Source organism: Aeromonas enteropelogenes, assembly GCF_020097295.1.
GTDB lineage: Bacteria > Pseudomonadota > Gammaproteobacteria > Enterobacterales > Aeromonadaceae > Aeromonas > Aeromonas enteropelogenes.
Genome location: NZ_CP083625.1, coordinates 1,403,464 through 1,429,937 on the forward strand (window position 1 = coordinate 1,403,464; position 26,474 = coordinate 1,429,937).

At 60.7% G+C, this 26,474-nt stretch carries 23 protein-coding genes and 2 pseudogenes; 10 read left to right on the forward strand and 15 right to left on the reverse strand.

Going from position 1 to position 26,474, the window contains the following annotated elements; genetic code table 11:
- Positions 1 to 2 precede the first annotated feature (2 nt).
- Positions 3 to 1,106 (forward strand): DNA replication/repair protein RecF, encoded by a 1,104-nt coding sequence (gene recF / locus LA321_RS06625; RefSeq protein WP_042073481.1) that lies wholly within the window; start codon positions 3 to 5, stop codon positions 1,104 to 1,106.
- Positions 1,103 to 3,514 carry a DNA topoisomerase (ATP-hydrolyzing) subunit B gene (gene gyrB / locus LA321_RS06630; RefSeq protein ID WP_042073480.1) on the forward strand — a complete coding sequence of 804 codons (2,412 nt, stop codon included), beginning with the start codon at positions 1,103 to 1,105 and terminating at the stop codon, positions 3,512 to 3,514. The genes recF and gyrB overlap by 4 nt, the downstream gene beginning before the upstream one ends.
- A gap of 120 nt (positions 3,515 to 3,634) precedes the next feature.
- Here gyrB and LA321_RS20265 read toward each other — a convergent pair.
- Positions 3,635 to 3,787, reverse strand: a pseudogene (locus tag LA321_RS20265) (drug:proton antiporter); the annotation flags it as partial.
- A gap of 283 nt (positions 3,788 to 4,070) precedes the next feature.
- On the opposite strand from LA321_RS20265, the gene LA321_RS06635 reads away from it, so the two are divergent.
- Positions 4,071 to 4,484, forward strand: a complete 414-nt coding sequence (locus LA321_RS06635; protein ID WP_042073479.1) for an Hsp20 family protein — start codon at positions 4,071 to 4,073, stop codon at positions 4,482 to 4,484.
- Positions 4,485 to 4,577: 93 nt separating this feature from the next.
- Positions 4,578 to 5,018: an Hsp20 family protein gene (locus LA321_RS06640; RefSeq protein WP_010635613.1), complete on the forward strand. Its 441-nt coding sequence runs from the start codon at positions 4,578 to 4,580 to the stop codon at positions 5,016 to 5,018.
- Between the two features lie 74 nt (positions 5,019 to 5,092).
- Here the strand turns inward: LA321_RS06640 and LA321_RS06645 are convergent, their stop codons facing one another.
- On the reverse strand, positions 5,093 to 6,343 hold the full coding sequence (locus tag LA321_RS06645) for a valine--pyruvate transaminase (protein ID WP_042073476.1): 1,251 nt from the start codon (positions 6,341 to 6,343) through the stop codon (positions 5,093 to 5,095).
- A 282-nt stretch (positions 6,344 to 6,625) separates the two neighbouring features.
- Here LA321_RS06645 and LA321_RS06650 point away from each other — a divergent pair, with 282 nt between their 5' ends.
- Positions 6,626 to 6,859, forward strand: a complete 234-nt coding sequence (locus tag LA321_RS06650) for a hypothetical protein (protein ID WP_005307116.1) — start codon at positions 6,626 to 6,628, stop codon at positions 6,857 to 6,859.
- Here the strand turns inward: LA321_RS06650 and LA321_RS06655 are convergent.
- Entirely contained in the window at positions 6,789 to 7,613 is an 825-nt protein-coding gene (locus tag LA321_RS06655; RefSeq protein WP_042073474.1) for an AraC family transcriptional regulator, read from the reverse strand. The genes LA321_RS06650 and LA321_RS06655 overlap by 71 nt on opposite strands.
- Before the next feature lie 92 nt (positions 7,614 to 7,705).
- Between LA321_RS06655 and LA321_RS06660 the strand changes: the two genes are divergently transcribed.
- Positions 7,706 to 8,791 carry an MFS transporter gene (locus LA321_RS06660; protein ID WP_042073471.1) on the forward strand — a complete coding sequence of 362 codons (1,086 nt, stop codon included), beginning with the start codon at positions 7,706 to 7,708 and terminating at the stop codon, positions 8,789 to 8,791.
- A 4-nt stretch (positions 8,792 to 8,795) separates the two neighbouring features.
- On the opposite strand, the pseudogene LA321_RS06665 reads toward LA321_RS06660, so the two are convergent.
- From LA321_RS06665 to ubiK, 4 genes and pseudogenes are all read right to left on the reverse strand, one after another.
- Positions 8,796 to 8,967, reverse strand: a pseudogene (locus tag LA321_RS06665) (winged helix-turn-helix domain-containing protein); the annotation flags it as partial.
- A 165-nt stretch (positions 8,968 to 9,132) separates the two neighbouring features.
- Positions 9,133 to 10,482, reverse strand: a complete 1,350-nt coding sequence (gene gorA, locus LA321_RS06670; protein ID WP_042073467.1) for a glutathione-disulfide reductase — start codon at positions 10,480 to 10,482, stop codon at positions 9,133 to 9,135.
- Positions 10,483 to 10,558: 76 nt separating this feature from the next.
- The gene (locus LA321_RS06675; RefSeq protein ID WP_042073466.1) at positions 10,559 to 12,526 is read right to left on the reverse strand and encodes an ATP-binding protein; all 1,968 of its coding nucleotides are present in this window, start codon (positions 12,524 to 12,526) and stop codon (positions 10,559 to 10,561) included.
- 250 nt (positions 12,527 to 12,776) lie between these two features.
- Positions 12,777 to 13,034 (reverse strand): ubiquinone biosynthesis accessory factor UbiK, encoded by a 258-nt coding sequence (gene ubiK, locus LA321_RS06680; RefSeq protein WP_042027076.1) that lies wholly within the window; start codon positions 13,032 to 13,034, stop codon positions 12,777 to 12,779.
- A 298-nt stretch (positions 13,035 to 13,332) separates the two neighbouring features.
- Here ubiK and LA321_RS06685 point away from each other — a divergent pair, with 298 nt between their 5' ends.
- Positions 13,333 to 15,759, forward strand: a complete 2,427-nt coding sequence (locus LA321_RS06685; protein ID WP_042073463.1) for a VolA/Pla-1 family phospholipase — start codon at positions 13,333 to 13,335, stop codon at positions 15,757 to 15,759.
- Between the two features lie 57 nt (positions 15,760 to 15,816).
- On the opposite strand, the gene glpG is transcribed toward LA321_RS06685, so the two are convergent.
- Together glpG and glpE are read right to left on the reverse strand one after the other, a co-directional pair.
- Positions 15,817 to 16,647 (reverse strand): rhomboid family intramembrane serine protease GlpG, encoded by an 831-nt coding sequence (gene glpG, locus LA321_RS06690; RefSeq protein WP_042073462.1) that lies wholly within the window; start codon positions 16,645 to 16,647, stop codon positions 15,817 to 15,819.
- Complete coding sequence (glpE, locus tag LA321_RS06695; protein WP_042073460.1) at positions 16,644 to 16,967, reverse strand: thiosulfate sulfurtransferase GlpE; 324 nt, start codon at positions 16,965 to 16,967, stop codon at positions 16,644 to 16,646. Before glpE ends, glpG begins: the two co-directional genes overlap by 4 nt.
- Positions 16,968 to 17,136: 169 nt before the next feature.
- Here glpE and LA321_RS06700 point away from each other — a divergent pair, with 169 nt between their 5' ends.
- Positions 17,137 to 17,730: a LysE family translocator gene (locus tag LA321_RS06700; protein ID WP_224212247.1), complete on the forward strand. Its 594-nt coding sequence runs from the start codon at positions 17,137 to 17,139 to the stop codon at positions 17,728 to 17,730.
- Here the strand turns inward: LA321_RS06700 and LA321_RS06705 are convergent.
- From LA321_RS06705 to LA321_RS06730, 6 genes are all read right to left on the reverse strand, one after another.
- A complete protein-coding gene (locus LA321_RS06705; RefSeq protein WP_042073457.1) occupies positions 17,709 to 18,554 on the reverse strand; it encodes an AraC family transcriptional regulator in 846 nt (281 codons plus the stop codon). The genes LA321_RS06700 and LA321_RS06705 overlap by 22 nt on opposite strands.
- A 72-nt stretch (positions 18,555 to 18,626) precedes the next feature.
- Positions 18,627 to 19,328, reverse strand: coding sequence for an ABC transporter ATP-binding protein (locus LA321_RS06710; RefSeq protein ID WP_026457081.1), 702 nt, complete (start codon positions 19,326 to 19,328; stop codon positions 18,627 to 18,629).
- Positions 19,329 to 19,342: 14 nt separating this feature from the next.
- Positions 19,343 to 20,110: a high-affinity branched-chain amino acid ABC transporter ATP-binding protein LivG gene (livG, locus tag LA321_RS06715; protein ID WP_042073455.1), complete on the reverse strand. Its 768-nt coding sequence runs from the start codon at positions 20,108 to 20,110 to the stop codon at positions 19,343 to 19,345.
- 97 nt (positions 20,111 to 20,207) lie between these two features.
- Positions 20,208 to 21,476: a high-affinity branched-chain amino acid ABC transporter permease LivM gene (locus tag LA321_RS06720; protein ID WP_042027083.1), complete on the reverse strand. Its 1,269-nt coding sequence runs from the start codon at positions 21,474 to 21,476 to the stop codon at positions 20,208 to 20,210.
- Positions 21,476 to 22,402: a high-affinity branched-chain amino acid ABC transporter permease LivH gene (gene livH, locus LA321_RS06725; RefSeq protein WP_042073454.1), complete on the reverse strand. Its 927-nt coding sequence runs from the start codon at positions 22,400 to 22,402 to the stop codon at positions 21,476 to 21,478. The genes LA321_RS06720 and livH overlap by 1 nt, the downstream gene beginning before the upstream one ends.
- 67 nt (positions 22,403 to 22,469) lie before the next feature.
- The gene (locus LA321_RS06730; protein WP_026457077.1) at positions 22,470 to 23,591 is read right to left on the reverse strand and encodes a branched-chain amino acid ABC transporter substrate-binding protein; all 1,122 of its coding nucleotides are present in this window, start codon (positions 23,589 to 23,591) and stop codon (positions 22,470 to 22,472) included.
- Between the two features lie 434 nt (positions 23,592 to 24,025).
- Between LA321_RS06730 and LA321_RS06735 the strand changes: the two genes are divergently transcribed.
- Positions 24,026 to 25,030 carry a substrate-binding domain-containing protein gene (locus LA321_RS06735; protein WP_042073452.1) on the forward strand — a complete coding sequence of 335 codons (1,005 nt, stop codon included), beginning with the start codon at positions 24,026 to 24,028 and terminating at the stop codon, positions 25,028 to 25,030.
- Between the two features lie 190 nt (positions 25,031 to 25,220).
- Entirely contained in the window at positions 25,221 to 26,438 is a 1,218-nt protein-coding gene (locus LA321_RS06740) for a 4Fe-4S binding protein (protein ID WP_042073450.1), read from the forward strand.
- The last annotated feature ends 36 nt before the right edge of the window (positions 26,439 to 26,474 follow it).

Below are 26,474 nucleotides of genomic sequence, written 5' to 3' on the forward strand. Positions count from 1 at the left end.
TCGTGTCTCTGGTCAAACTCCAGCTCAGCGACTTTCGCAATATCCAGCAAGCCAGTCTCAAGCTGTCACCCGGCCTCAACATCCTGGTCGGGTGCAATGGCAGCGGCAAGACCAGCGTGCTGGAAGCCATTCACTACCTCGGTCTGGGGCGCTCCTTTCGCACTCACCTGACCGGGCGGGTCATCCGCCAGGGGGAGAGGGCGTTTACCCTGTTCGCCCAGTGCGAACTGGAGGGGCGCCAGGTCCCCATCGGTCTCGCCAAGGACAAGAGTGGCGAGACCCAGCTCAAGATTGCCGGGGCCCAGGCCCAGCGTCTGGCCGATCTGGCCGAGCTGCTGCCGGTGCAGTTGATCCATCCAGATGGCTTCAATCTGCTGACCGGCGGGCCCCAGGCTCGCCGGGCTTGGCTCGACTGGGGCGTTTTTCATCAAGAGCCGACCTTCTTCGCCCTGTGGGGTCGAGTGCGGCGCCTGCTGAAACAACGCAATGCGCTGCTGCGCCAGAGCACCCAGTATCGCCAGCTGGCGTTTTGGGATCAGGAGCTGGTGCGGTTGGGGGGCGAGTTGGCGGCGTTTCGCGCCAACTATTGTCAGGCTATTACGCCCCTTATCAAGGAGATGACGGCGGACTTTTTGCCGGAATTCGATATCAGCCTAGGTTTCTATCGAGGCTGGGAGAAAGATACCCCCCTCAACGAGTTGCTTGAGGCGGGATTTGAGCGGGATCGGTCGCTGGGCTATACCGGCGTCGGTCCACAGAAAGCCGATGTGCGCCTCAAGGCGAACGGGGTGCCTGCTCAGGATATTTTGTCCCGGGGTCAGTTGAAGTTGCTGGTCTGTGCCATGCGGCTGGCCCAAGGGCTCTATTTGAATCAACATAGCAGCCGTGGCTGTATTTTTTTAATTGACGATTTTGCCTCTGAGCTGGATGTCGAGAAGCGTCGTTTGCTGGCCGCAAGGCTGAAGCAGTGTGCGTCCCAGGTGTTCATCACCGCCATCGACACCGGTCAGCTCGCAGACATGATGGATGCGAATGACTGCAAGTTGTTCCACGTGGAACAAGGCAAGATCTCCGAAACGTTAGAGAAGGCAGAGAGTAAGCTATGAGTGAAAATACTTACGACTCCTCGAATATCAAGGTACTGAAGGGCCTGGATGCGGTCCGCAAGCGCCCGGGGATGTATATCGGCGATACGGATGATGGCTCGGGCCTGCACCACATGGTGTTCGAAGTGGTCGATAACTCCATTGACGAGGCGCTCGCTGGCTACTGCTCCGAGATTCAGGTCAAGATCCATTCCGACGGCTCCGTTTCCGTCCGCGACAACGGTCGTGGCATTCCGGTCGATATTCACCCGGAAGAGGGCCGTTCCGCTGCCGAAGTCATCATGACGGTGCTCCACGCCGGCGGTAAGTTCGACGACAACTCCTACAAGGTATCCGGTGGTCTGCACGGTGTGGGTGTCTCCGTCGTAAACGCCCTCTCTGACAAGCTGCTGCTGACCATTCGTCGCAACGGTCACGTCTACGAGCAGACCTATCACCTGGGCGAGCCACAGGCACCGCTCAAGCAGATCGGTGATGCCACCACTACCGGAACCGAAGTGCGCTTCTGGCCGAGCCCGACCATTTTCAGCGACACCCTGTTCCACTACGAGATCCTGGCCAAGCGCCTGCGCGAGCTCTCCTTCCTCAACTCCGGTGTTTCCATCCGTCTGATGGACGAGCGTGACGGCCGCGAGGCGCACTTCTGCTACGAAGGCGGCATCAAGGCGTTCGTCGAGTACCTGAACCAGAACAAGACCCCGATCCACCCGAAGGTGTTCCACTTCACCACCGAACAGGACGGTATCGGCGTCGAAGTCGCCATGCAGTGGAACGACGCCTATCAGGAAGGGGTCTACTGCTTTACCAACAACATTCCACAGCGTGATGGCGGTACCCACCTGGTGGGCTTCCGTACCGCGCTGACCCGTACCCTCAACTCCTATATGGACAAAGAGGATTACAGCAAGAAGGCCAAATCTGCCGCCAGTGGTGACGACGTGCGTGAAGGTTTGATTGCCGTTATCTCCGTCAAGGTGCCGGATCCCAAGTTCTCCTCCCAGACCAAGGACAAGCTGGTTTCTTCTGAAGTGAAGACTGCGGTCGAACAGGCGATGGGCGAGAAGCTGGCCGACTTCCTGCTGGAAAACCCGGGCGATGCCAAAATCGTGGTCAACAAGATCATCGATGCGGCCCGCGCCCGTGAAGCGGCCCGCAAGGCCCGCGAACTGACCCGCCGTAAAGGCGCGCTGGACATCGCAGGTCTGCCCGGCAAGCTGGCGGACTGTCAGGAGAAAGACCCGGCGCTCTCCGAACTCTACATAGTGGAGGGTGACTCTGCGGGTGGTTCCGCCAAGCAGGGTCGCAATCGTAAGAACCAGGCCATCCTGCCTCTCAAGGGCAAGATCCTGAACGTGGAGAAGGCCCGTTTCGACAAGATGATCTCCTCGCAAGAGGTGGGCACCCTGATCACCGCGCTGGGCTGCGGCATCGGTCGTGACGAATACAACCCGGACAAGCTGCGCTATCACAACATCATCATCATGACGGATGCGGACGTCGATGGTGCGCACATCCGAACCCTGCTGCTGACCTTCTTTTATCGCCAGATGCCGGAAATCATCGAGCGTGGCTACGTCTATATCGCCCAGCCACCGCTCTACAAGGTGAAGAAGGGCAAGCAGGAGCAGTATCTGAAAGACGAGGATGCGCTGCTGCAGTACCAGACCGCCATGGCGCTGGATGGTGCGACCCTGCACGTCAACGAGTCCGCCCCGGCCATCGGTGGTGAGGCACTGGAGCGTCTGGTCAACCAGCATCGCGCCGTGACTCACCTGATCACCCGCATGTCCCGCCGTGCGCCGGAAGCCGTGCTGACCCAGCTGATCTATCAGCCGGAACTGAACGAAGCCCTGCTGACCAGCGAAAGCGATCTGCAGGTCTGGTGTCAGAGCATGGAAGCCGTGCTCAACGAGAGCAACCAGGGCATCCAGTACCAGATGCAGGTGCGTCGCGACGAAGAGCGTCGTCTGTTCGTGCCGCACGCCGTGGTGCGTCAGCACGGTGTCGACCGCGAATACCCGATCAGCTACGACTTCCTGCAATCCTCCGAGTACCGCCAGCTGGTCTCCTTGGGCAAGGAGATCGCCAACCTGATCGAGGAAGGTGGTTACATCAAGCGTGGCGAGAAGGTGAAGCCGGTCTCCAGCTTCGTTGAAGCGGTCGAGTGGCTGATGAATGAAGGCAAGCGTGGCATCTACATCCAGCGCTATAAAGGGCTGGGCGAGATGAACCCGGATCAGCTGTGGGAAACCACCATGGATCCGGAAGCCCGTCGCATGCTGCGCGTCACCATTGATGACGCCGTCGGTGCCGACCAGCTCTTCTCCACCCTGATGGGTGATGCAGTAGAGCCGCGTCGCGATTTCATCGAGACCAACGCCCTGCGGGTGGCCAACCTCGACGTCTAATTCGACGCATCAGTACGATATTAAAAAGCCGCTCCCTGTGAGCGGCTTTTTGTTTTTCTGGCGGAGAAAGTGGCACGTTCCACGTGAAACATGGCTCCTCCTTAGTGTGACTGTACAGACTTATATGAGTTCGGCTGCCGGACAGTAGAGGCGCAGACGATGGCCGTCCGGATCGAGAGTCATGCAGGTGTAACCAAACTCCATCCGGGTCGTTTCCTGGATCAGAGTGAGTCCGCGCACTTGCCACTCGGCAAACAGGCGATCGACGGCAGAGTATCATCGGAGAAAGTGAAGGTTGGCTCCAGCCCCCTTTCTGGTTTGCAACGGGACATGCTGTGGCCCTCAGCTCTTCAGTCGTTTGTGACTGGGGGAGGAAGCCCAATAAGGAAAAAGCCAGCAAATGGGCGGAGAGAAGATTTTTCGATCAGAGCCCTTGAAAGCCGAAAGCGGGCCCCTATATAGATATCAAGGCCGGAACGCTCGACAGAGGTTTCGACCAGGCACCCGTCCATCAGGAGGGTAAACAATCGGTTATCGCTCAAAAGAGGATAATACTATGCGTTCTATCGACTTTTCTCCGCTCTATCGTTCTGCCATCGGTTTCGATCGTCTGGCCAATCTCATCGAATCTGCGGCCAGCAATGGCAATGCCGGTTATCCCCCCTACAACATCGAACAGCTGGGTGACAGCGACTACCGCATCAGCATGGCGGTGGCGGGCTTTACCCAGGAAGAGCTGGAGCTGAGCTTCCAGGAAAATCTGCTGACGGTGAAGGGCAACAAGCAGGCCGATACCGAGCGTAACTACCTCTATCAAGGCATAGCCGAACGCGGCTTCGAGCGTCGCTTCCAGCTGGCCGACTATGTGCGGGTGAAGGGGGCCGATCTGAAGAACGGTCTGCTGCACATCGACCTGGTGCGCGAAGTGCCCGAGGCGATGAAGCCCCGCAAGATCGAGATCAACAGCTGATAGCCTGACCTCGTTGCATTATTGATGTTTCCCGGGTGCCGATTGACGGGCCCGTGGAGAGTAAACCCTGTTGCTTTATAGAAGGATAGGATCATGCGTAACCTCGATTTTTCTCATCTCTATTCCAATGCCGTCGGCTTCGAGCGGATGGCCCGTGAGCTGGAAGGCCTGTTCGATCAGAAGACCTCGGCCTACCCCCCGTACAACATCGAAAAACGCGATCACGACAGCTACCTCATCACGGTTGCCGTGGCTGGTTTCGATCGCAATGAGCTGGAGCTGGAGACCGAAAACGGCACCCTCAAGGTGAAGGGGCGCAAGGTCGCCACCATGGGTGAGCGCCAGTTCCTCCATCAGGGGATCGCCGAGCGGGACTTCGAGCTCGCCTTCAAGCTGAGCCAGCATGTAGAGGTGCAAGGTGCCAAGCTGGAGCATGGCCTGCTGACCATAGAGCTGGCCCGCGAGCTGCCGGAGGCGCTCAAGCCCCGCGCCATCCCCATCGGCAAGCCCGAGCAGCTGGCGCTGCCCGGCTAAACAGTACCGCTGACCAGCTGATAGAAGAGAGGCCTGCATTCGCAGGCCTCTCTGTTTTTGTATCGCCGGGCGGATTAGTCGGCGTAGAGGGCGTTGATCTCGTCGGCCAGGATGGCGATGCCGCGCCGCACCAGCTCCTCGCTCTGGGAGTAGTTGAGGCGGATGCACTCCCGGCTGTGACGCCACTCCGGGTCATCGATGCCGGGGAAGAAGTAGTGGCCCGGCACGATCAGCAGGTTCTTCGCTTTCAATCGCTCGTACAATGCCTGGCAGTGGATCGGCAAGCCTTCGAACCAGAGCCAGAGGAAGAGGGCGCCTTCCGGCTTGTGGATGTGGAAGCGCGAGTCGGGGATGGCTTCGCGCAGCAGTTGCACCGCCAGCTCCGCCTTCTGCCGATAGAAGGGTTTCACCACCTGCTCGCTGAGGGCGATGATCTCGCCGCTCTCGATCATCGGAATGGTGATGGCGGGGCCCAGACTGCCCGGTGCCAGATTGATGATGCCGCTCAGGTTGGTGATGGCCTGAATGATCTTCTCGTCGGCGATGACGATGCCGCAGCGGGTGCCCGGCAACCCCAGCTTGGAGAGGCTCATGCAGAGGATGGTGTTGGCGTTCCAGAACGGCTTGGCCTCGCTGAAGATGATGCCAGGGAAGGGGACGCCATAGGCGTTGTCGATCAGCAGCGGAATACCCTTGTCGCGGGCGATCTGATCGAGGTGCTCGATCTCTTCATCGGTCAGCACGTTGCCGGTCGGGTTGGTCGGCCGGGAGACGCAGATCACCCCGATGTCGTCACCCACCTGCAGGCTTTCGAAGTCCACGTGGTATTTGAACTGGCCGTCGGGCAGTTTCTCGATGGTGGGTTTGTAGGCCACGAAGTAGTCGTCCGCCAGAGCCGAGTCGGCATAACCGATGTACTCGGGAGCGAGCGGGAACAGCACCTTCTTCTTGCGGCCATCGGCAAATTCGCCCGCCAGCAGGTTGAACAGATAGAAGAAGGCGTTCTGGCTGCCGTTGGTTAGTGCGATGTTGCGGGCCGAGATCTCCCAACCCAGCTCCTTGCTGAGCAGGGCCGCCAGCGCCTTGGTGAACCTGTCCTTGCCCTGGGGGCCATCGTAGTTGGCCATCGCCTTCACCAGCTCGCCGTTGTCGAGCAGGGTCTTGGCCTCGGCCTGAAAGCGTTCCAGCATGGCGGGGATGGGGGCTGGGTTGCCGCCACCCAACATGATGGCGTCCGGATTGGTCAGCCCCTGATTAAGGTCATCCATGAGTTGGGTAATACCGGCATGGCGAGTGAACTTCTCGCCGAACAAGGAAAATTCCATTCGGTGACAGATCCAGAGTCAGTTACGGGGGAGCTAGCACCATAGCTCAGTTTAAAAGCGGGTGTCGATCAAAAAAATGGGACGTTCCACGTGGAACAGCAGGCAAAATCTAGTGTGGTGAAAATAACCACTTGTTGGTTCAATCCTGACTACAGGATGTTTTCCAACTGGCGCCATTTATTATCTAAAAACAATTAATTTAAACAAAATCATGTTGTTATAGATGTGGCACGACAATTGGAATAGTTATCTGGTCATCTCAACCACACCGGAGCACACCAGATGAAAATCCTGATCGCAACCTTGATTGCCAGCAGCCTGAGCCTGAACGTCATGGCCGACGAATACCCCAGACCCGAACTGGACAGCGTCAAGCTGGAGCAGGAAATATTGGCCCAGCAGCAGCAGGCCTCCCATGCCGTGGTGGCGGAAGCCATTCACAACCTCAAGCCGCTGGCGCTGGATACCCTGGTGGTGGAGGCGAGCTCGGCCGATGCGACTCACCCCGAGAGTTGAGATAGCGCAAGGGGGTCTGCCCCATATGTTGCCTGAAGAAGGCGATGAAGGCGCTGTCGCTGGCGAACTCCAGCGCAGCCGCCACCCGACTGATGGGCTCGGCTTCTGCCAGCAGCTCCAGCGCCCGCAGCAGTCGCCACTGCTGACGCCAGGCCTGGTAGCTCATGCCGGTCTCCCGCATGAAGATGCGGCCTATGGTCTTGTCACTGGCACCCACCCGTTCGGCCAGCCGGTTGAGCCGATCGGGCAGGGCATCGCCCTGTTTCACCTCCTGCAGCCAGCCGGCCAGACGCACGTCTGACGGCAGCGGCAACTGCCAGGATTCCCGCGGCGCTTGCGCCAGCTCCTCTTTCAATAATGCCAGTGTGCAGGTCTGCTCTGCCTCCGGCTTGTCCCACGGCCAGAGCGCCATCCGTTCGATGATCTCCCGTAGCAGCGGGTTGACCGCCAGCACCGCCATCTCGGCCAGCAAGCCGGGTTCGGGTTTGAAATAGAGGGAGCGATAGGCCACCACCCCGCGCATCAGCACCCGATGGGGCAGACCCGCCGGCAACCAGGCGGCCCGCGTCGGCGGCAGCAGGCAGACCTGATCGTCCAGCTCTATGGTCATGCAGCCGGCCTGGGCGAACAACAGCTGATGGCGCCTGTGTTGGTGGCGGCCAGAGTCGTGCCAGCCGAGGGCGGCGGCGATACCGATGGCACTGCCGTCGTGCTGGTCCGGATCAAAAGGGTGATCGGGAAGAATAAAGGCCATGTGTCCGATTCTTGATGTTTATAGTCTTGCTTATTGTAATCGGACAATCGGCGTCACTCTAGAATGACGGCCTCTAGTGAAGGAGGTTTGTCATGAACAACAAGTTGCCACCGCTCTGGCTGGTGGTCGGACTGATGATGTTTCCGCAGATAGTGGAGACCATCTACAGCCCGGTACTGACCCATATCGCCACTGAGTTTCGGGTGAGCGAGGGGCAGGCATCCCAGACCCTGTCGGTCTATTTTCTGGCGTTTGCGGCGGGCGTGGTTTGCTGGGGCAGACTGTGCGATCTCATCGGTCGGCGCCCAGCCATGCTGGCGGGGTTGTTGACCTATGGCGCCGGCACCCTGCTGGCGTTGCTGGCCACCCAGTTTGAAACCCTGCTGCTGGCCCGGGTCATTGCAGCCTTCGGCGCCGCCGTGGGCTCAGTGGTGACCCAGACCATGCTGCGCGACAGCTATCAGGGCAGCGATCTGGCGCGGGTCTTTTCGGTGATGGGCATAGCGCTCTCCCTGAGCCCAGTGCTGGGGCTGGTGAGCGGCGGCCTGCTGGCACTGGCAATCGGCTTGTTGCTGATGGCCTGCCGGCAGTTGCCGGAAACCCGGCCGATCACCACCCAGCGAGTGGCACTCTGGCCGCTGGCATGCCGGATGGTGCGTGATACCGGTTTGTGGCGCAGCGCCGCTCTGGTGGCGCTGTTCAACACCATGCTGTTCGGCTACTACAGTCTGGCGCCCTTTCTGTTTGCCGGGCTGGGGTTGAGCGCGGGTGAGTTTGGTTACTCCGGTATCGTGCTGGCACTGGCGACCCTGGGGGGCAGTCTGTTCAACAAGCGTCTGCTGGGGCTTGGCTGGTCACCTGCCTCCCTGATCCGGCTCGCCGCCGTGTTGGCGCTGGGCTCGGGTTGGCTGGTGTGGGCGAGCCAGGCGTCGCTCTGGTTTCTGCTGCCCATGACGGGAGTGGTGGTGGCATTCGGGCTGGCGATCCCCAATGTGCTGAGCCAGGCGCTGCTGGCCTATCGAGAGGTGGCGGGCAGTGCCGGCGCCCTGTTCGGGCTCGGCTACTACCTGCTGCTCAGCCTGGGGCTCGCCATCGCCGCCTGGCTGCAGGATCTCGGTCTGCTGCTTGGTGGCTGCGGTCTGTTGGCCCTGTGTTGTTGCTGGTGTCGTTCCACGTGAAACATCAGCTGCCAATAAAGCGGTAGCCGATGCAGACTGGGTTGTTGGGGATTATCCCCCAGCTTCTTGCGCAGGCTGGCGATGACGATGCGAAGGTAGTGGGTGTCCTCCTTGTGGCTCGGCCCCCAGATGTCGTTGAGCTGCTGGGTCTGCAGCACCAGCTTGCCGGGAGCGCATCAGAACCTGCACTGCGGCTGTATCGGGGTAAAAGCGAGGGTGTTGGAAGGATAGGGGGATGAAAAAACCCGGCGTTGGCCGGGTTTGAGATGCTGGATTCAATCAGTGATAGTTTGCGATCACTTCGTTGCTATCACTTATAAATCAACAAATCTTGTCAGAGCTTAGCGCATGGTGACAAATTCTTCGGCACTGGTGGGATGAATCGCCACGCAGTTGTCGAAGTCCGCCTTGGTGGCACCCATCTTCATGGCGACGCCGAATCCCTGCAGGATTTCGTCCATCGCAAAGCCAATGCCGTGCAGGCCGACCACCTTCTCTTCCGGGCCGACACAGACCAGCTTCATCCGGGTGGGTTGGCGATGCTGGGTCAGCGCCGAGTACATGGCGGTGAACTGGCTGCGGTAGACCTTGACCTGGCTCTCGCCGTATTCGGCGATGGCTTCTGGCTCGGTCAGCCCAATGGTGCCGATGGGCGGGTGGCTGAACACCACGGTCGGAACCAGATCGTAGCTGAGGTGCTCGCCCGGCTTGTTGTTGAACAGCCGCTCGGAGAGACGACGGCCCGCCGCGACGGCCACCGGGGTGAGCTGGATGCGGCCGGTGTTGTCACCGACGGCATAGACATTGGCGACGGCGGTGTTCTGGAACTTTTCGGTCGGGATAAAGCCTTTCTCGTCCAGCTCGATACCCGCTGCGGCCAGATTCAGGTTGTCGGTGGCCGGGACACGGCCGATGGCCCAGATCAGGCAGTCCACCGTGAGGTGGCGGCCATCTTCCAGCTGCAGGGTCAGGCTCTCGTCGGCGTTCTTGACCACGGCTTTCGGAATGGCGTGGGTGTGCAGCTTGGGTCCTTCCTGCGCCATGATCTCCACCAGAGTCTCGTGGATCATGGGGTCGAAGTTGCGCAGCGGTGCGTGCTTGCGCACCACCAGGTGGGTCTCGGAGCCGAGCGCCTGCATCACGCCGGCGATCTCCACCGCGATATAACCGGCACCCACCACGGCAACCCGCTTGGGTTGTTCTTGCAACTCGAAGAAGCCGTCGGAGTCGATGCCCAGTTCGGCACCCGGAATGGCCGGCACTTCGGGGCGGCCACCGGTGGCGATCAGTATGTGATCGGCGCTGTACTGCTCGCCGTTCACCTCGATGGTGTTGCTGCTGACGAAGCGGGCGAAGCCCTTGATGACGGTGATCTGGTTCTTGCCCAGCACGTTCTGGTAGGACTGATGAATGCGGCCGATATAGGCCTGGCGGGACTCGACCAACTTGGCCCAGCTGAAGTGGTTGAGAGTGGTGTCGAAGCCGTAGTCGGCGCCATATTTCAGGGCATCGGCGATCTGGCCGGCATACCACATGGCTTTTTTCGGTACACAACCGACGTTGACGCAGGTACCACCCAGTTCTTTGGCTTCAATCAGGGCGACTTTCTTGCCATACATGGCAGCCCGGTTGGCCGAGGCGATGCCACCACTGCCACCGCCGATGGCGATATAGTCAAAATGCTGTGCCATTGCGAGATTCTCCGCTCATTTGGAATGCAATCACAGCATGATGGGGACAAAGTGGCCAGCTCACAAGAGCCGGCACTCAGTTATGCTGGATTGGCAGGCGAATATGGAACTGGGCGCCGCTGTCAGGTTCGCTGGCGCAGTGGATGCGGCCACGCAGCAACTGCACCACCAGGTTGTAGATGATGTGGGTGCCAAGACCACTGCCGCCATGACCCCGTTTGGAGGTGACGAAGGGATCGAAGATGCGGGGCAGTATGTCGGGCGGGATACCGCGACCGTTGTCGCTGTAGTCGATCATCAGCTCTTCGCCCTGCTGCTCCACCTTGATGGTGATCTTCTTCGGCTTGTCCCAATTCTCGAAACCATGGTTGATGGAGTTGAGGATCAGGTTGGAGTAGATCTGGGTGAAGCTGCCGGGGAAGGAGAAGATCGACAGCTTGGGATCGCACTGGATATCCACCTCGCACTGGGCCTTCTTCAGTTTGTGGCCGAGGGAGACCACTACCTGGTGCAGGTTGTCGGCGAGGTTGAAGTTGTAGCGAGCCTCGGATGATTGATCGACGGCCACCTGCTTGAAGCTGGCGATCAGCTCGGAGGCGCGGCGCAGGTTGCCCTGCAGCAGCTGCATGGACTCATCGAGGTTGACGGTGAACTCGTTGAGGTAGGAGCGGGAGAGCTGTTTGGCCTCGATGTGCTGCTTGAAGTCGGCCACCCGCTCCTGCAGGTAGGAGGACGCGGTGACGCTGATGCCGATGGGGGTGTTGATCTCATGAGCCACCCCGGCCACCAGCGAACCGAGAGAAGCCATTTTCTCAGACTCAACCAGGGTCTGCTGGGCCTGCTTCAGGTCGTCGTAGGCCTTGCCAAGCTGGTCGTTGGCATCGCTCAGGCTGCGGGTGCGCTCCACTACCTTGCCTTCCAGCTGTTCGTTGAGCTGGCTGATTTCCCGCTCGATCTTCTTGAGGCGGGTGATGTCATAACCGAATCCGATCAGATACTTGAGGTTCAATCCCTCGTAGAAGGGGGCGAAGGTCCACTGCAGCACCAGTTGGTGGCCCTGCTGATCCTGCATCATGACCTCTTTATCCTCTATATAGCCCTGGCTGGCGAGGGTCAGTGCCAGCTCCTCCTGCTGCTCCTTGCTGACGAACAGATCCAGCCAGTTGTGGTGCAGAATCTCCTGCTGGTGGTAACCGGTCAGCATGATGGCTGCCGGATTGATGCTGGCGATGGAGAGATCCGGCTCCATGCAGCAGATAACCATGTTGGCCGAGTTGATCAGGGTGGCGGAGAAATCCCGCTCCTGTTGCAGCTGTTCCGCCGCCTGATGGCGTGCGGCAAACTCGTCGTTTAGGCGGGTTCGCATCTGGTTGAGGGAGGCGACCAGGGTGTCCAGCTCGTCAGGATTCTTGCGGGGCAGGGGGCGGCCTTCCAGCTCCAGCTCCATGTCGAGACTGTCCAGAGTGAATCTCTGGGCGTAGTGAACGATGCGATTGAGGTGTCTGACCACCATGTAGTAGATGATGGTCAGGATGCAGAATGAGACCACCAGGGTTTTGATGGTCTGGCTGACCAGGATCAGCACGGATTTTTCGATGAGGCGCTGGTAGATCTGCTCGAGGGAAGCGGCGACGAACAACTTGCCGACCACCTCATCCTGATAGGTGAGGTTGAACTCGCGGGAGATGTCGTAGCTCTGGCGCTCCACCCCCTGGGTCAGCAAGGGCACTTCGGTATTGCCGAGCATCTCCTTGACCATCACGAACTGCATGTTGGGCAGGTTCATGATCCCTTCGATCTGTACCTTGACCTGCTCTTCGTCCAGGTTCCATAGGCTGGCGGCGATGGGCTGCAGGAAGGAGGCTTCAATCTGGCCGATGCTGTCCTCGATGACGGCCACATCCTTGCGATAATCCCAGGCGAGCTGAAGCGCCGTGATGATCATGGCCAATACGGTACTGCACACCAGAATATAAGAGAGCAGGCGGTATGAGAGCCCGTTGCGGCCAACGGCCTTGGCGGTCTTTAAGAAGAGTCCTGACATGGCGTCCTTGCGGTCTGGATGCGGTGTTGTTTAGTTTAACTGCTTCATGTACTTGTGTCGTCATTCCGGCGTGGCGTACGACCACTCCCGTGCTGCGTCCAACTTTCACGGAGGCTAACTCATCTGCTGCCGCCATGCTGCAGCATGGGGTCGCTTTTGTGACACAAGGATGAAAGAGGGCTCTTTTGCAGGAAATCGGGAGTCCGCTTTGCCCGTCCAGCAAAAACCCCGGCCTGGGCCGGGGTTTCGATTATTCGCCTTTGGGGCCGAGCTGTTGTTCCAGCTGTGCCAGCTTGGCCTCGAGAGCAGCCAGTTTTTCCCGGGTGCGCAGCAGCACCTTGGTCTGTACGTCAAACTCTTCACGGCTGACCAGGTCCAGCTTGTTCAGCTGGGCTTGCAGTACCTGACGAATTTTCTTGTCTGCCTCTTCACCCATGCTGCGGATGCCGGGGGGCAGGGCGTTGTGTACCTGTTTGGCGATCTCTTCCAGTTTCTTCGGGTCGATCATGACGTTCTCCTCAATCGTTGGCAGACATTCTACCGACAATTGCCTCGCTTTGCCGAGATCGGGACGGCTTTTTACGTGCAGAGCCAGTTGGCCATCTGGTCGGTTCTGGCCCTTGCTTGCCAACTGCTACCCTTGCGCCCCTTGTTGACCTAAAACCTTGATTGCAAGCACAAAAATGGATGAATAATGACCAATATGAGTCTTGTTGGTTGTTGGTTTTATGTTAACGTCGAGACGTCGGAGCAGTTCATAGCTCCGTGGGCTTGTGATGGACAACAACCTATACAGAGAACAAAAAATGAAGAAGAAGCTGATTTGTGCAGCCGTGGTCAGTGCCCTGCTGGCCGGATGTGGCGGTGGTGAAAACGACAATGTGGGGGACAGCACCAGTTCACTTGATTACGCCCTGACCGGGTCCACCGGGCAGCGTCCCAGCGTGTTGGCGCCTCGTGCCAGCGATGGCACCTTGAAATTTTCCACTGAAACCCAGGATCTCTCCAACCCGGTCTCGGCCCTCTCCACTCTGGATGGCTGGTCGACGACCCAGGCCATCCAGCTGGTTCCCGCGACAGTGACCGGGGTGTCGGTTCCTGCCCCTAATGCGGGCGATTATGCCGCAGCCATCGCACCTCTCTATCTGCTGGAGTTGGCGTTTGACAACAGTGCCCAGCGCCCTAACGGGGTGAAAAAGGTGCTGGCCTACGGCACGGATTTCGTGGTGACCGAGGCATCCGGCAAGCTTAATCTGGTGCCACTCAAGCCGCTCAACCCGGCCTCTTACTACATGATAGTGGCGACAGATACCCTGAAAGACAGCCGCGGCACGCCGCTCAAGGCCGGTGGTGACTACAGCGGCTTCAGAACTGCTTCGGGCGGCACCGAGCAGGAACAGACCGTCACCAATCTGATCGCTCTGCAGGAGGGGTTGTTCAAGGCGGCAACCGGCATCACCAGCGATCACGTGATCTTCTCCGACTGGTTCGGTACCCAGTCCGGCGCCGATGTGCTGCTGGCGGTGAAGGGTGCCGCAGCGGCCGTGCTCAAGGCCGATCCCGCGACACTGGATGCTGCCAAACTGTGGAAGCAGGATGCACTGGGCAACACCAACCTGCCCGGAACCTATACCCTAGCCGTGACTGGCAACAACTCCTTCCTGACCCAGCTGGATGCCGAGCAATTTTTACCCCAGGAGCAGAAAGACGCGCTGGCCGCCGCCTTTGGTACCGGCACCCCGCTCAACGGGCTGGCCCAGCTGACCAAGGTCTATACCGGTACCGTCAAGTTGCCCTATTTCCTCTCCTCGCCGGCGACTGCCGGTTCATGGGACAAGGCCAAGACCCAGTCCTGGCACGGCGCCATTCCCAGCCTCTACGCCATCGCCAATGCGCTGAAAGCCGGTGACAGCGAAGTGATCGCCGGGCTGGTGGGGGCCGGGGTTGACCCCAACTTGCTGGCTACCCTGATCACTGATCCGACTCGCCAGGCCGAGCTGCTGGCCGAGGCGAGCAAGCTGATCGGGGTCACCCTGACCTCGGGTGGCAAGCCGCTGGATGCCGAAATGAACATTGGCCGCTTCAACCCGCTGCCTGCCCTTGAAGAGGTGCAGTCCGTGCCGATGCGCGTGTTCGCCAAGGATGACCTGAACACCATTACCGACGTGATCATCTATCAGCACGGCGTCACCTCGGTGAAGGAAAACGCCTACGCTCTGGCGCTTAGCCAGATCTATGCGGGCTCGTTGGCTGGCAAGAAGGTGGCGCTGGTGGTGATCGATCACCCGCTGCACGGCGAGCGTGGCTATTCCCTGAGCGGCAGTACGGCGACCGTGACCACCTCTGACAATCCGACGCCGTATCTGAACCTGAGCTACCTGACAGTGGCGCGAGACAACCTGAAACAGAGCGTAGCGGATCTGCTGGGCCTGCGTCTGGCGGTCGGTCTGGCCAACAGCCAGAGTGTCATCGGTACGGCTGGCAGCCTCAAGGTGCACTTCCTCGGTCACTCCCTGGGCGCCATTACGGGGACCAACCTACTGGCGGTGGCCAACCAGACGCTCGGCAATACGCAAGCAGATGCCCTGTTCAAGTTCGATACCGGTGGCCTAGCGATGCCGGGTGGCGGGATTGCCCCGCTGCTGCTGAACTCGCCGACCTTCGGCCCGACCATCAAGATGGGTGTGCTGACCAGTGGCAGCGTCGAGCTGAAGGCGGGCTTTACCGCCTATGCGCCCAATTGCCAGACGGCGGTGGCGACCTGCTTCGTTAACGAGTTCCTGCCGAGCCTGGATGCGACCACTCAGGCGAGCGCGGTCAGCACGCTGCAGAGCTACAGCTTCGCGGCCCAGTCTGTGCTGGATTCGGCTGATCCAATCAACCTCGGCAGCGGTATCGCCACCAGCTTCCCGCTGTTTGCCACCGAGATCGTCGGTGATGGTGCCCTGAACCTGCCGGATCAGGTGATCCCGAACAGCATTGCCTCCGCGCCGCTGGGCGGGACCGAGCCGCTGTTCAAGGTGCTGGCCCTGCAGCCGCTGACCGCGACCGGTGCCGCCAACCATCACGCCGCCCGCTTCGTAGCCGGTGGTCACAGCTCGCTGCTGGCACCGGACGAGAAGTTCGATCCGAGCGGCGACGTCACCACAGAGATGCAGACCCAGTTCGGCAGCTTCTTCATGAGCGGCGGTGCCTTGGTCCAGGTGACCAATTTCAGCCTGCTCAAGCAGTAAGCCGACCGACCATGAAAACGCCGCCCCTCGGGCGGCGTTTTTTTATGGCAAATCTACTCAGGCGGGTTTGTGATGACGATCCAGCCAGCCTTGCAGTAGACCCACCAGCAGGCCGACCAGATGAGCTGTGTTGGCTGTGTTGCCGAGCAGGTCGAAGAAGCCGAGGGCCAGCCAGAGCAGCATGAAGCCCATCAGTGCCGGCGGCAGGGCGAGGCTGCAGGCCGGTTGCAGCTTGCTGCGCATCCAGCTGTAGCCGAGCAGGGCATAGACCACGCCGGAGAGGCCGCCAAAGCGCGGGCCGCTGACGAAGAACTCGGCGATATTGGGCAGTGCGGCACCGACCAGCAGCAGGATCAAGAGCTTGCCGCTGCCGAGTCGCTGCTCAATCTGGCCTCCCAGATACCACCACCAGAGCAGGTTGAACACCAGGTGCAGCACCGAGAAGTGGATAAGGGCCGGGGTAAAGTAGCGCCACGCCTGCCAGTCGGTGAACTGGGCCAGGGTCGGGTGGAACGCCAGCTGATCGAAGATCGGCAGGCCGATGGCGTCGAGTCCGTAGATGGCCAGGCAGGCGATGATGACCATCAGAGTCAGCGGGCCGGCCTGATGGAGGAAATCGGTGATCGGATCCGTCATCCCCTTGCTGTAGTCGATGCGCGCATCAGCCCGGCCGGATTGCCAGGAGGCCTCCATGTAACGGGGGTGGGTCGGCTCGGCCAGGAAACGCTTCACCTCCTGCTGGGCCTGGGCGAGGCGCTGCTCGTCCGCCAGCCAGACCGAGACACCAAGCTCGGACTGGGTCAGCTCGCACGAGATGCCCAGGGTGGCGAGATAGTCCACTAGCGCCTGGGCCATGCGGGCGTTGTCGAGCACCAGCAGCTGGATCATGCCTCGCCCGCCTCGACGGGGAACTCCCTGCGCCAGGCCTCGAAGCCACCATCCAGGCTGTAGACCTCGTCGTAACCCTGTTGCAGCAGGTACTGGGCCGCCCCCTGGCTGCTGTTGCCGTGATAGCACATCACGATCACCGGGGTATCGAAGTCCACCTCATTCATGAAACGCACCAGGGTGCCGTTGGTGAGGTGGAAGGCGCCGACCGCGTGGGCCGCCGCGAAGGATTGCGGGTCGCGAATATCGACCAGGCGGGCGTCACCGGCGGCGAGCTTCTGGTGGGCATCATGGGCACTGATATGGGCAAACTGGTCCATTGACATGTCCTGCGAATAGGTGGATTACCGGCCAGTGTACCGCAAGCCGGCGCCGCCGCTAAGCCCGCAAAGTGTCGGGTTATTGCCGCCAGCGATCGCAATTTCCTTCAATATCGGGCCGGAGCGGATGGCTAGGCTGGAGGCTCACTCTTTTGTTGGAAGGTATGCCATGGAAATGAGTCTGTTGCTGTCGATGGCCGGGTTTGCCCTGGCCATGTCCATCTCGCCCGGGCCGGTCAATCTGGTTGCCCTCGGCAGCGGAGCCCGTTACGGCTTTCTTGCCAGCCTGCGCCACGTGGTGGGGGCGAGCCTGGGTTTCATCCTGCTGCTCCTGCTGATGGGGCTGGGGCTCGGCGCCGCCCTGTCGCAATGGCCGGTGGTGAGTGGCGCCATTCGCTGGGGTGGCATCCTGTTTCTCTGCTACATGGCCTGGCAGCTGGTGGCGGACAAGGGGGAGCTGGAGGAGGGGGGCGGAGTACCTCCCGCCTTTTGGTACGGCGCCCTGATGCAGTGGCTCAATCCCAAAGCCTGGCTGGCGGCCAGCATGGGGATGGGGGTCTATGGTGCCGTGGGCGGGAGCGGGCAGATGATGCTGTTCACCGGTATCTATCTGGTTATCTGCCTTTGCTCCATCGCTTGCTGGGCCTATGTCGGCAGCTATCTGCAGGGGCTGTTGCTCTCCCCGGTCCGGCTGCGCTGGTTCAACCGGGCCATGGCCCTGTTGTTGCTGTTGAGCGCAGCTTATCTGATGCATTCGCCCTGACGGGCAAGCTGTGACCTGTACTGGCCCGGGGTGGTGGCGACCCGCCGTTTGAACTGACGCTGGAAATGGGCCTGATCGGCAAAGCCGCTCGCCAGTGCCACCTCCGCCAGCGGCTGTCCCTGGCGCAGCAGGGTACGGGCGTGGCGGATGCGTTGATCGAGCAGATAGGCGTGGGGCGTCATGCCGTAGTGGCGGCTGAAGCTGCGCACGAAGTGGGACGGGGTGAGGCCGGCCACTGTGCTCAGCTGCTGCAGGGTCAGCATGCTGGCGCTGTCGTCTTGCATCAGCTCGGCTGCCCGCTGCAGGTGTTGCGGGGGGCGATCATCCCAGGTCGCCGGCGTCAGCCTGGCCAGCAGCTGGCGACTGAACTGGTGGCAGGCCACCTCCCGGACCAGGGAGTCATCCTCTTGAACCAGCTGGCGGTAAAGGCGCTGCAACCCTTGATACAGGAGGGGATCCCGGCTGGCAGTCATGTCGAAGGGGCGAAATTCGCTGCCCAATTCCGCCTCCTCCTGCTGGCTGCGCAGCCAGTCCGTATCGAGATAGAACATCAGATAGGACCAGGGCTGATCCTCGACGGGGTTGCAGGCATGCACCTCTTCGGGGTTCATCAGCACCAGGCTGCCGGTGCTGACCTCCTGTCTGTTGCGTTGGTTGAGATAGTGACTGTGGCCACCGGTGATGGCGCCAATGGAGAAGTGAGGGTGGCTGTGCTTGTCATAACAGACGAGACGGCCATCCTGCACCGCTCGCGCCTCGATAAAGGGCAGCGCAGGGTGCCCCCAGAACTGGTGGTGATCCTGCGCCGCCTTTTGCCTGCTCATCGGCCAGCCGTTCGGACACGTTCGCCACGCGATCGCGTGACGGGTTGGTTCGTCGCTGGCCGCTGCAACTGGCTAGCCACCCAGATAGGCCTGGCGCACCGCCGGGTTGGCCAGCAGGGCAGCCCCTGTGTCCTGCAGCACCACGTGGCCATTCTCCAGCACATAGCCGCGGTCGGCCAGCTTGAGCGCCTGGTTCGCGTTCTGCTCCACCAGAAAGATGGTCATCCCCTTCTGGCGCAGCTGCTCTATGGTGTCGAAGATCTGCTGGATGACGATGGGAGCCAGCCCGAGGGAGGGCTCGTCCAGCAGCAGCAAACGCGGCTTACTCATCAGGGCACGGCCGATGGCCAGCATCTGCTGTTCGCCGCCGGACATGGTGCCCGCTCGCTGTTCCAGCCGCTCGTGCAGTCGCGGGAACAGGGTAAACACCTGATCCAGCAGGGCGTGCTGCTCGGACTTGTCGACGAAGAAGGCCCCCATCAGCAGGTTCTCCTCCACCGTCAGGCGGGCGAAGATGCGGCGCCCCTCCGGCACCACGGCGATATCCTTGCGCATAATGCGGGCGGTGGATAGCGAGTCTATCTGCTCCCCCTCGAACCAGATGGAGCCGCTGCTGGGCTTGGGTTCACCGCACAGGGTCATCAGCAAGGTGGTCTTGCCAGCGCCGTTGGCACCGATCAGGGTGACGATTTCCCCCTCTTTTACCTCGACGCTGACGTCGTGCAGCGCCTGGATCTTGCCGTAGTGGGTCGATACGTTGCGAAGTTCTAACATCGTGACTCCTGTGTTTACGATTCGCCCAGATAGGCCTTGATCACCGCTGGGTTGTTGCGGATCTCATCCGGTTTGCCGTGGGCCAGCGGGGTGCCCTGGCTGACCACGAAGATGCGGTTGGAGATGCCCATCACCAGCTTCATATCGTGCTCAATGAGCAGCACTGACACACCGAACTCGTCCCGCAGGTTCATGATGAGCTCGTTGAGCTCGTCGGTCTCTTTCGGGTTGAGGCCCGCGGCAGGCTCGTCCAGCATCAGCAGCTCTGGACGGGTCGCCATGCAGCGGGCGATCTCGAGGCGACGCTGCTGGCCGTAGGCCAGGTTGCCGGCGGCGCGGTTGGCGAGATCCTTGAGCCCCACCTTGTCGAGCCAGAAGCCGGCCTGATCCAGTCCCTCCAGCTCGGCCCGGCGAAAGGCCGGGGTCTTGAACAGTCCGGCGAGGAAGCCGGTGTTGAGGTGCTGGTGCTGGGCGACCAGCAGGTTCTCCACCGCCGTCATCTCCTTGAACAGCCGCACGTGCTGGAAGGTGCGCACGATTCCCTTGCGGGCGATCTTGTGGCCGGGCAGCCCCTGGATCTCCTCACCCTTGTAGCGGATCACGCCGCCGGTCGGGCGATAGAAGCCGGTCAGGCAGTTGAAGATGGTGGTCTTACCCGCCCCGTTGGGACCTATGATGGAGATCACCTCGCCCCTCTCGACATCCAGCTCGACGCCGTTGACCGCCAGCAGGCCGCCGAAGCGCATCGACAGATTGGAGACCTCCATTAACTTGTTGCTCATGGGCGCGGCTCCTCCGTCAGTTGGCAGAGTGCCGGACGGCTTGCCGATCCGGTCGGGGAGCCCATCGGCCGGGTTGAGACTTCCAACAATATGTTGCTCATTTGCGCAGCTCCAGGTGGGGACGGGTCATTGGCAGCAGTCCTTGGGGCCGCCAGATCATCATGAACACCATCAGCAGACCGAACATCAGCATGCGGTACTCGTTGAATTCACGGGCCAGCTCCGGCAGTACCGTCATCACGATGGCGGCCAGTACTACCCCGATCTGGGAGCCCATGCCGCCCAGTACCACGATCGCCAGCACGATGGCCGACTCGATGAAGACGAAGGATTCCGGGCTGATGAAGCCCTGGCGCGAGGCGAAGAAGCTGCCGGCAAACCCCGCGAAGCAGGCGCCTATGGTGAAGGCGGTCAGCTTGATAATGGTGGGGTTGAGGCCGAGCGACTTGCAGGCGATCTCGTCTTCTCGCAGCGCTTCCCAGGCTCGGCCCAGCGGCATGCGCAACAGGCGGTTGATGACGAACAGGGTCGCTACCACCAGCACCAGCGCCATCAGGTAGAGAAAGATCACCTTGTGGTTGGCGTTGTAGGTGATGCCGAAGAACTCGTGGAAGGTCTCGAAGCCGCCATCCTTGACGGTACGGTTGAACTCCAGGCCACCGAGCGTCGGCTTGGGAATGCCGGAGATACCGTTCGGGCCGCCGGTCAGGCTGGTCATGTTGTTGAGCAGGATGCGGATGATCTCGCCGAATCCCAAGGTGACGATGGCCAGGTAATCCCCCCGCAGCCGCAGCACGGGGAAGCCGAGCAGGAAACCGAAGGTAGCCGCCATCAGGCCGGCAATGGGCAGGCACTCCCAGAAGCTCAGCCCGAAGTAGCTGTTGAGCAGAGCGTAACTGTAGGCGCCGACCGCGTAGAAGCCGACGTAGCCCAGATCCAGCAGGCCGGCGAGGCCCACCACCACGTTCAGGCCCAGCCCCAGCATGATGTAAATCAGGGTGAGAGTGGCCAGATCGATGGCGCCGCGGGAGGCCATGAAGGGCCAGCTCACCGCGAACAGCAGCACCAGCACGGCGGTCAGGTTATAGAGCTTGGGCGCCTCTTCGGGGCTTGGCAGCACCAGTTTGGTGAAGCCGACCGAGAAGCCGCTGATGGAGGCCTGAAACAGGCGCGCGATCTGGCCGCGCAGCATCTGGAACCAGAACACCAGGGTGGCGCCTCCCAGCAGCCAGGCCAGCGACACATCGAGTCGGCTCACTACCAGCAGGCGGGAGCCATCGGTTTCGAGTTTGAAGCCGAGCAGCCAGAAGGAGAGCACCAGCAGCACCAGGCTGGCGATACAGGCATGGATAAATTGGTGTTTCATCATACCTTCTCCACTTCCGGTCGGCCGAGAATACCTGTCGGCATAAACAGCAGCACAAAGATAAGCAGGGCGAAGGCCATCACATCCTTGTATTCGGTGCTGAGATAGCCGGCGGTGAGCGCTTCCACCACGCCGAGCAGCAGGCCGCCAAGCACGGCGCCCGGAATGCTGCCGATACCGCCCAGCACAGCCGCAGTGAAGGCTTTCAAGCCGGCCATAAAGCCGAGGTAGGGGTTGATGACGCCGTAATACATGCCGAGCAGTACGCCGGCGACGGCGGCCAGTGCGGCCCCCAGTACGAAGGTGATGGAGATGACCACGTGGGTGTCGATCCCCAGCAGGTTGGCCATCTTGATGTCTTCCGAGCAGGCGCGGCAGGCGCGGCCCATGCGGGAGCGGCCGATGAACTGGGTCAGCGCCAGCATGGTGATGAAGGTCACCACGAAGATGATGAGCTGCATGTAGGAGAGGCTGGCCTGGAAGCCGTCGGCTTCACCCAGCGACCAGCCGCCGGAAATGAGGCTGGGCATGGCGATGTCGCGCGAGCCCTGGGCCATCCGCATCATGTTTTGCAGGAAGATCGACATGCCGATGGCGGAGATGAGGGGGATCAGGCGGTTGCCGCCCCGCAGCGGCCGGTAGGCGACCCGCTCTATGCTCCAACCATAGGTGCCGGTGATGATGATGCTGACCAGGAAGGCGCCCCCCAGCAGCAGGAAGGTGCTGTCGATGCCCATCATCATGAGCCCCGCCATCACCATGAAAGCGACATAGGAGCCGATCATGTAGACCTCGCCGTGGGCGAAGTTGATCATGCCGATGATGCCATACACCATGGTGTAACCGATGGCGATCAGGGCATAGGTGCTACCTATGGTCAATCCGTTCAGCAGCTGCTGAACCAGATAGAGAAAGTGTTCGGACATACTGCGTTCCCTGTACTTGCCCGCAAAGAGAGGAGGGGGTGAACAGGTTCACCCCCGGATCGGCAGATTATTTGACTTGGCTGGAGGAACCGTCGGCGTGCCACTGGAAGACGCCGAACTCGAAGCCTTTCAGGTCACCATTCGGTGCCCAGGTCAGCGGGCCCATGACGGTATCGATCGGTGCGGCCTTGATGGCGGCGGCGACGGCAGCCGGATCATCTTCACCCGCCTTGGCGATACCGGCAGCCAGGGTCTGCACCGCGGCATAGGTGGTCCATACGAACGGGCCGGAGGAGTCCTGGCCCTTCTCCTTGAACGCGGCAACCAGCGGGGCGTTGGCCGGCACCAGGTCATACTTGTTCGGCAGGGTGACCAGCAGGCCTTCGGAAGCCGGGCCACCGATGGCGGAGATGTCCTTGTTACCCACCCCTTCCGGACCCATGAACTTGGCCTTCAGACCCTTCTCGCCAGCCTGGCGCAGGATCAGGCCCAGCTCGGGGTGATAGCCGCCGTAGTAGACGAAGTCGACGTTCTCTTTCTGCAGCTTGGCGATCAGGGCGGAGAAATCCTTGTCACCGGCGGTGATACCCTCGAACGCCACCACCTTGACGCCCGCCTTGTCCAGCGCCGCTTTCACGCTGGAGGCGATGCCTTCACCATACTGCTTCTTGTCGTGGATGACGGCCACGCGCTGGGGCTTGACCTGCTCGATGATGTACTTGGCAGCTGTGGGGCCCTGATCGCTGTCCAGACCGATGGTACGCAGTACCAGCTGATAGCCGCGTTCGGTGATCTTGGGGTTGGTGGAGGCCGGGGTCACCATCAGGATCCCTTCATCTTCATAGATGTCGGAGGCGGGCAGGGTGTTGTCGGAGCAGAGGTGGCCGACCACGAACTTGACGCCGTCATTGACCACCTTGTTGGCGACCGCGACCGCCTGCTTGGGATCGCAGGCGTCGTCATAGATGACCGCCTCGATTTGCTTGCCATTGATGCCGCCAGCCTTGTTGATCTGCTCGACCGCCATCTTGCCGCCGGTAAACTGCATGTCACCGTACTGGGCGACCGGGCCGGTCACCGGGCCAGCGATGCCGATCTTGACCGTATCGGCTGCATGGACCATTGAGGCCGATCCAAACAGAGCCAAAGAAACCGCTGCTCTTACCGCCATTTTTCCGAAGTTATTCATTGATTCGTCCCTTAATCAGTGGATTGTTTCATTTCCATGTGCCATTCCGGATCCTGATCCTACCTGTCCGGCAATATTTAAGGTTCTATCATTCCTCACGGGGCAATAACAAGCTGTTAAAGATACTGACCAGAGCGGGTCGAAAGCGCGTATTTTGAAATAAATAACCTGTTTTAAATCTTGGTTTGGAATTTAATATTGATATATTGAGTTAACAACTGGGCAACAAGGCGTGGTTGTGATGAAGTATAGAAGATTAATCTGGCGATATTTTACTCTGATGCTGCTCCCATTTTGACCACAATCCGTTTGCGCAAATAGAAATGAACGCCTAAATTAGCCAGCATTGACAAATCGCTGGCAGTGCTCGTTAAAACCAAGCCTTTATTCGGGAAATCTGCTAATGTTCCGCCTTTGACAGTCAGGAGACAGAGATGGCCACTATCAAGGATGTCGCCTCCCGAGCGGGCGTATCCATCTCCACCGTCTCACATGTGCTCAACCACACTCGCCGGGTCAGCGAAGACGCGACCCAGAAAGTGCTTGAGGCGGTGGCAGAACTCAACTACGCGCCCAACTCGGTCGCGCGCAGTCTGAAAATCAATTCAACCAAGACCATAGGCATGCTGGTGACCACCAGCGTGAACCCCTTCTTCGCGGAAGTGGTGCAAGGTGTGGAAGCATACTGCTTCGAACAGGGTTACAGCCTGATCCTGTGCAACACCGAGAACCAGCCGCCCCGTCAGCAGCACTATCTGCGCATGCTGATGGAGAAGCGGGTCGATGGCCTGCTGGTGTTGGGAACCGACATCGACACTCCGTTGCGCGACATGCTGCGCATCCACAAGAACGTGCCCCAGGTGGTGCTGGATTGGGGAACCGAGTGCGATTTCGCCAACGTGATCAACGATAACGCCCGCATCGGTGCGCGCCTTGCTGTGCGCCACCTGCTGGAGCTGGGTCACACCGACATCGTCTGCATCACCGGACATCTTGCCAAACCCACCACCCAGCAGCGACTGGACGGGGTGCGCGATGCTCTGGGCGAGCGCGGCATGACCCTGAAAGATGAACAGATCTTCGAAGGGGATTACGAGAGCCAGAGCGGGTTCGACCAGATGCAGCGCATCCTGGCCCTCAAGCCGCGCCCGACTGCGGTGTTTGCCTTCGATGACCCCATGGCGATCGGTGCCATCTGCGCCGCCTGGGAAGCCGGGGTCAAGGTGCCGGACGACATCTCCATCATCGGCTATGACGACGTCGAGATGGCGCGCTTCTCCAGCCCGCCGCTCACCACCATCCGTCATCCCAAGGCGGAACTGGGCCAGCTGGCGGTCAAGCAGCTGGTGAGCCGGATTCGCAACAAGGAGCAGGAAGTGGAGTCGATGACGGTCGAGCCAGAGCTCATCGTCCGTCGCTCGGTGAAAGCCCTGCGCTGATTGCCATCCAGTATGGACACCACGAAAAACCCCCTCGTCAGCGAGGGGGTTTTTGTTTGTGGTGATGGCACTTCATGTGGTGGTGGGTAGTCTGGGATGAATCTCCTCCTCTGCCCATGTAGATCAAAATAATCAAACTAGATGTTAGTTACCCTGTTCCCCTTATTCTGATGTGCGTAGTGGGGGAAGAGTGAGCCTGATCGAAGCCGTGACCCTGGCCTGTGGCCTGGTCTATCTGGTGCTGTTGCAGTGGCAGGAGAGGGCCGGTCGATCCTGGTTCTTCTCTCTCTCCCTGCTGGCTGCCGCCTGGCTGGTGGCGGCGGATGTTACCCTCTGGTTCGCACTGGGGTTGGTGGTTGCGGCGCTAGCCTTGCTCAGCCGAACCCGGCTATTGCCACTTCTGGGTCAGCTCGACGGCCAGTCGCTGCGGGCCTGGACCCGCCACCTGCTGTTGCTCTCCTGGGGGCTGGTGACGGTGCAATATGGCCTTTATATCTGGCAACTGGGGCTGGGAACGCCTCCCTGGCTGATGCGCCCGGACGTGGTGGATGGCTTCCTGCCCATCGCCGGCGGGCTCGGGCTGCGGGCCTGGCTGAGCCAGGGCATCATGGATCCCCACCATCCGGCCGCTACCGTCACAGTGCTGGTGCTCTCCCTGTCGGCCCTGCTGCTGGGGCGGGCGTTCTGCGCCTGGTTCTGCCCGCTTGGCCTGGCGGGGGAGTGGCTGCATCGGCTGCGCAGCCGGGTATTGCCGGGGGAATGGGCGCCGCCGCGCTGGCTGGATCTGATCCTGCGTGGCCAGAAGTTTCTGGTGCTTGGCTTTCTGTTGTTCATCGTGCTGCTCGCGGTACCGGATGCCGCCCTGCCCGGCTACTTCGCCAGTGCCTATCACCAGGCGGCGGACATGAAGATGGGGGCCTTCTTCTTCAACCTGACCCTCATCTCCGGTCTCTGCCTCGGCTGGGTGTTGCTGCTCACTGCCGCTTTCCGTCAGGGGTTCTGCCGCTATCTCTGCCCCTACGGTGCCTGGCTCGCCCTGCTGGGCCTGCTGACGCCCCTGCGCATCCGCCGGGATCCGGCCCGCTGCCTGCGAAGCGTCGGCCACGACTGTGACAAATGCAGCCGTGCCTGCCCGTCTCGCATCCAGGTGCATCAGCTGATCGCGGTGCACAGTCTCGAATGTACCAGCTGCCTGAGTTGTGTGGCCGCCTGCCCGAAGCGGGCCGATGCCCTCGCGCTGGGCACCCGGCGTCGTCGGCTCATGCCTCGCTGGCTGCTGGGCCTGCTCTGTCTGTTGCTACTGATCTTGCCGCTGCTCTCTCATGGCGTGTTGGGATTCTGGGTCAGCCAGACCCCGCTGGAGGTGCGCGGCCATCTGCTTCAAATCCTGCCGCAACTTAGCCATTGAGTGGTCGGGGCGGGTGATCTGCCTTCGAATAGGGCA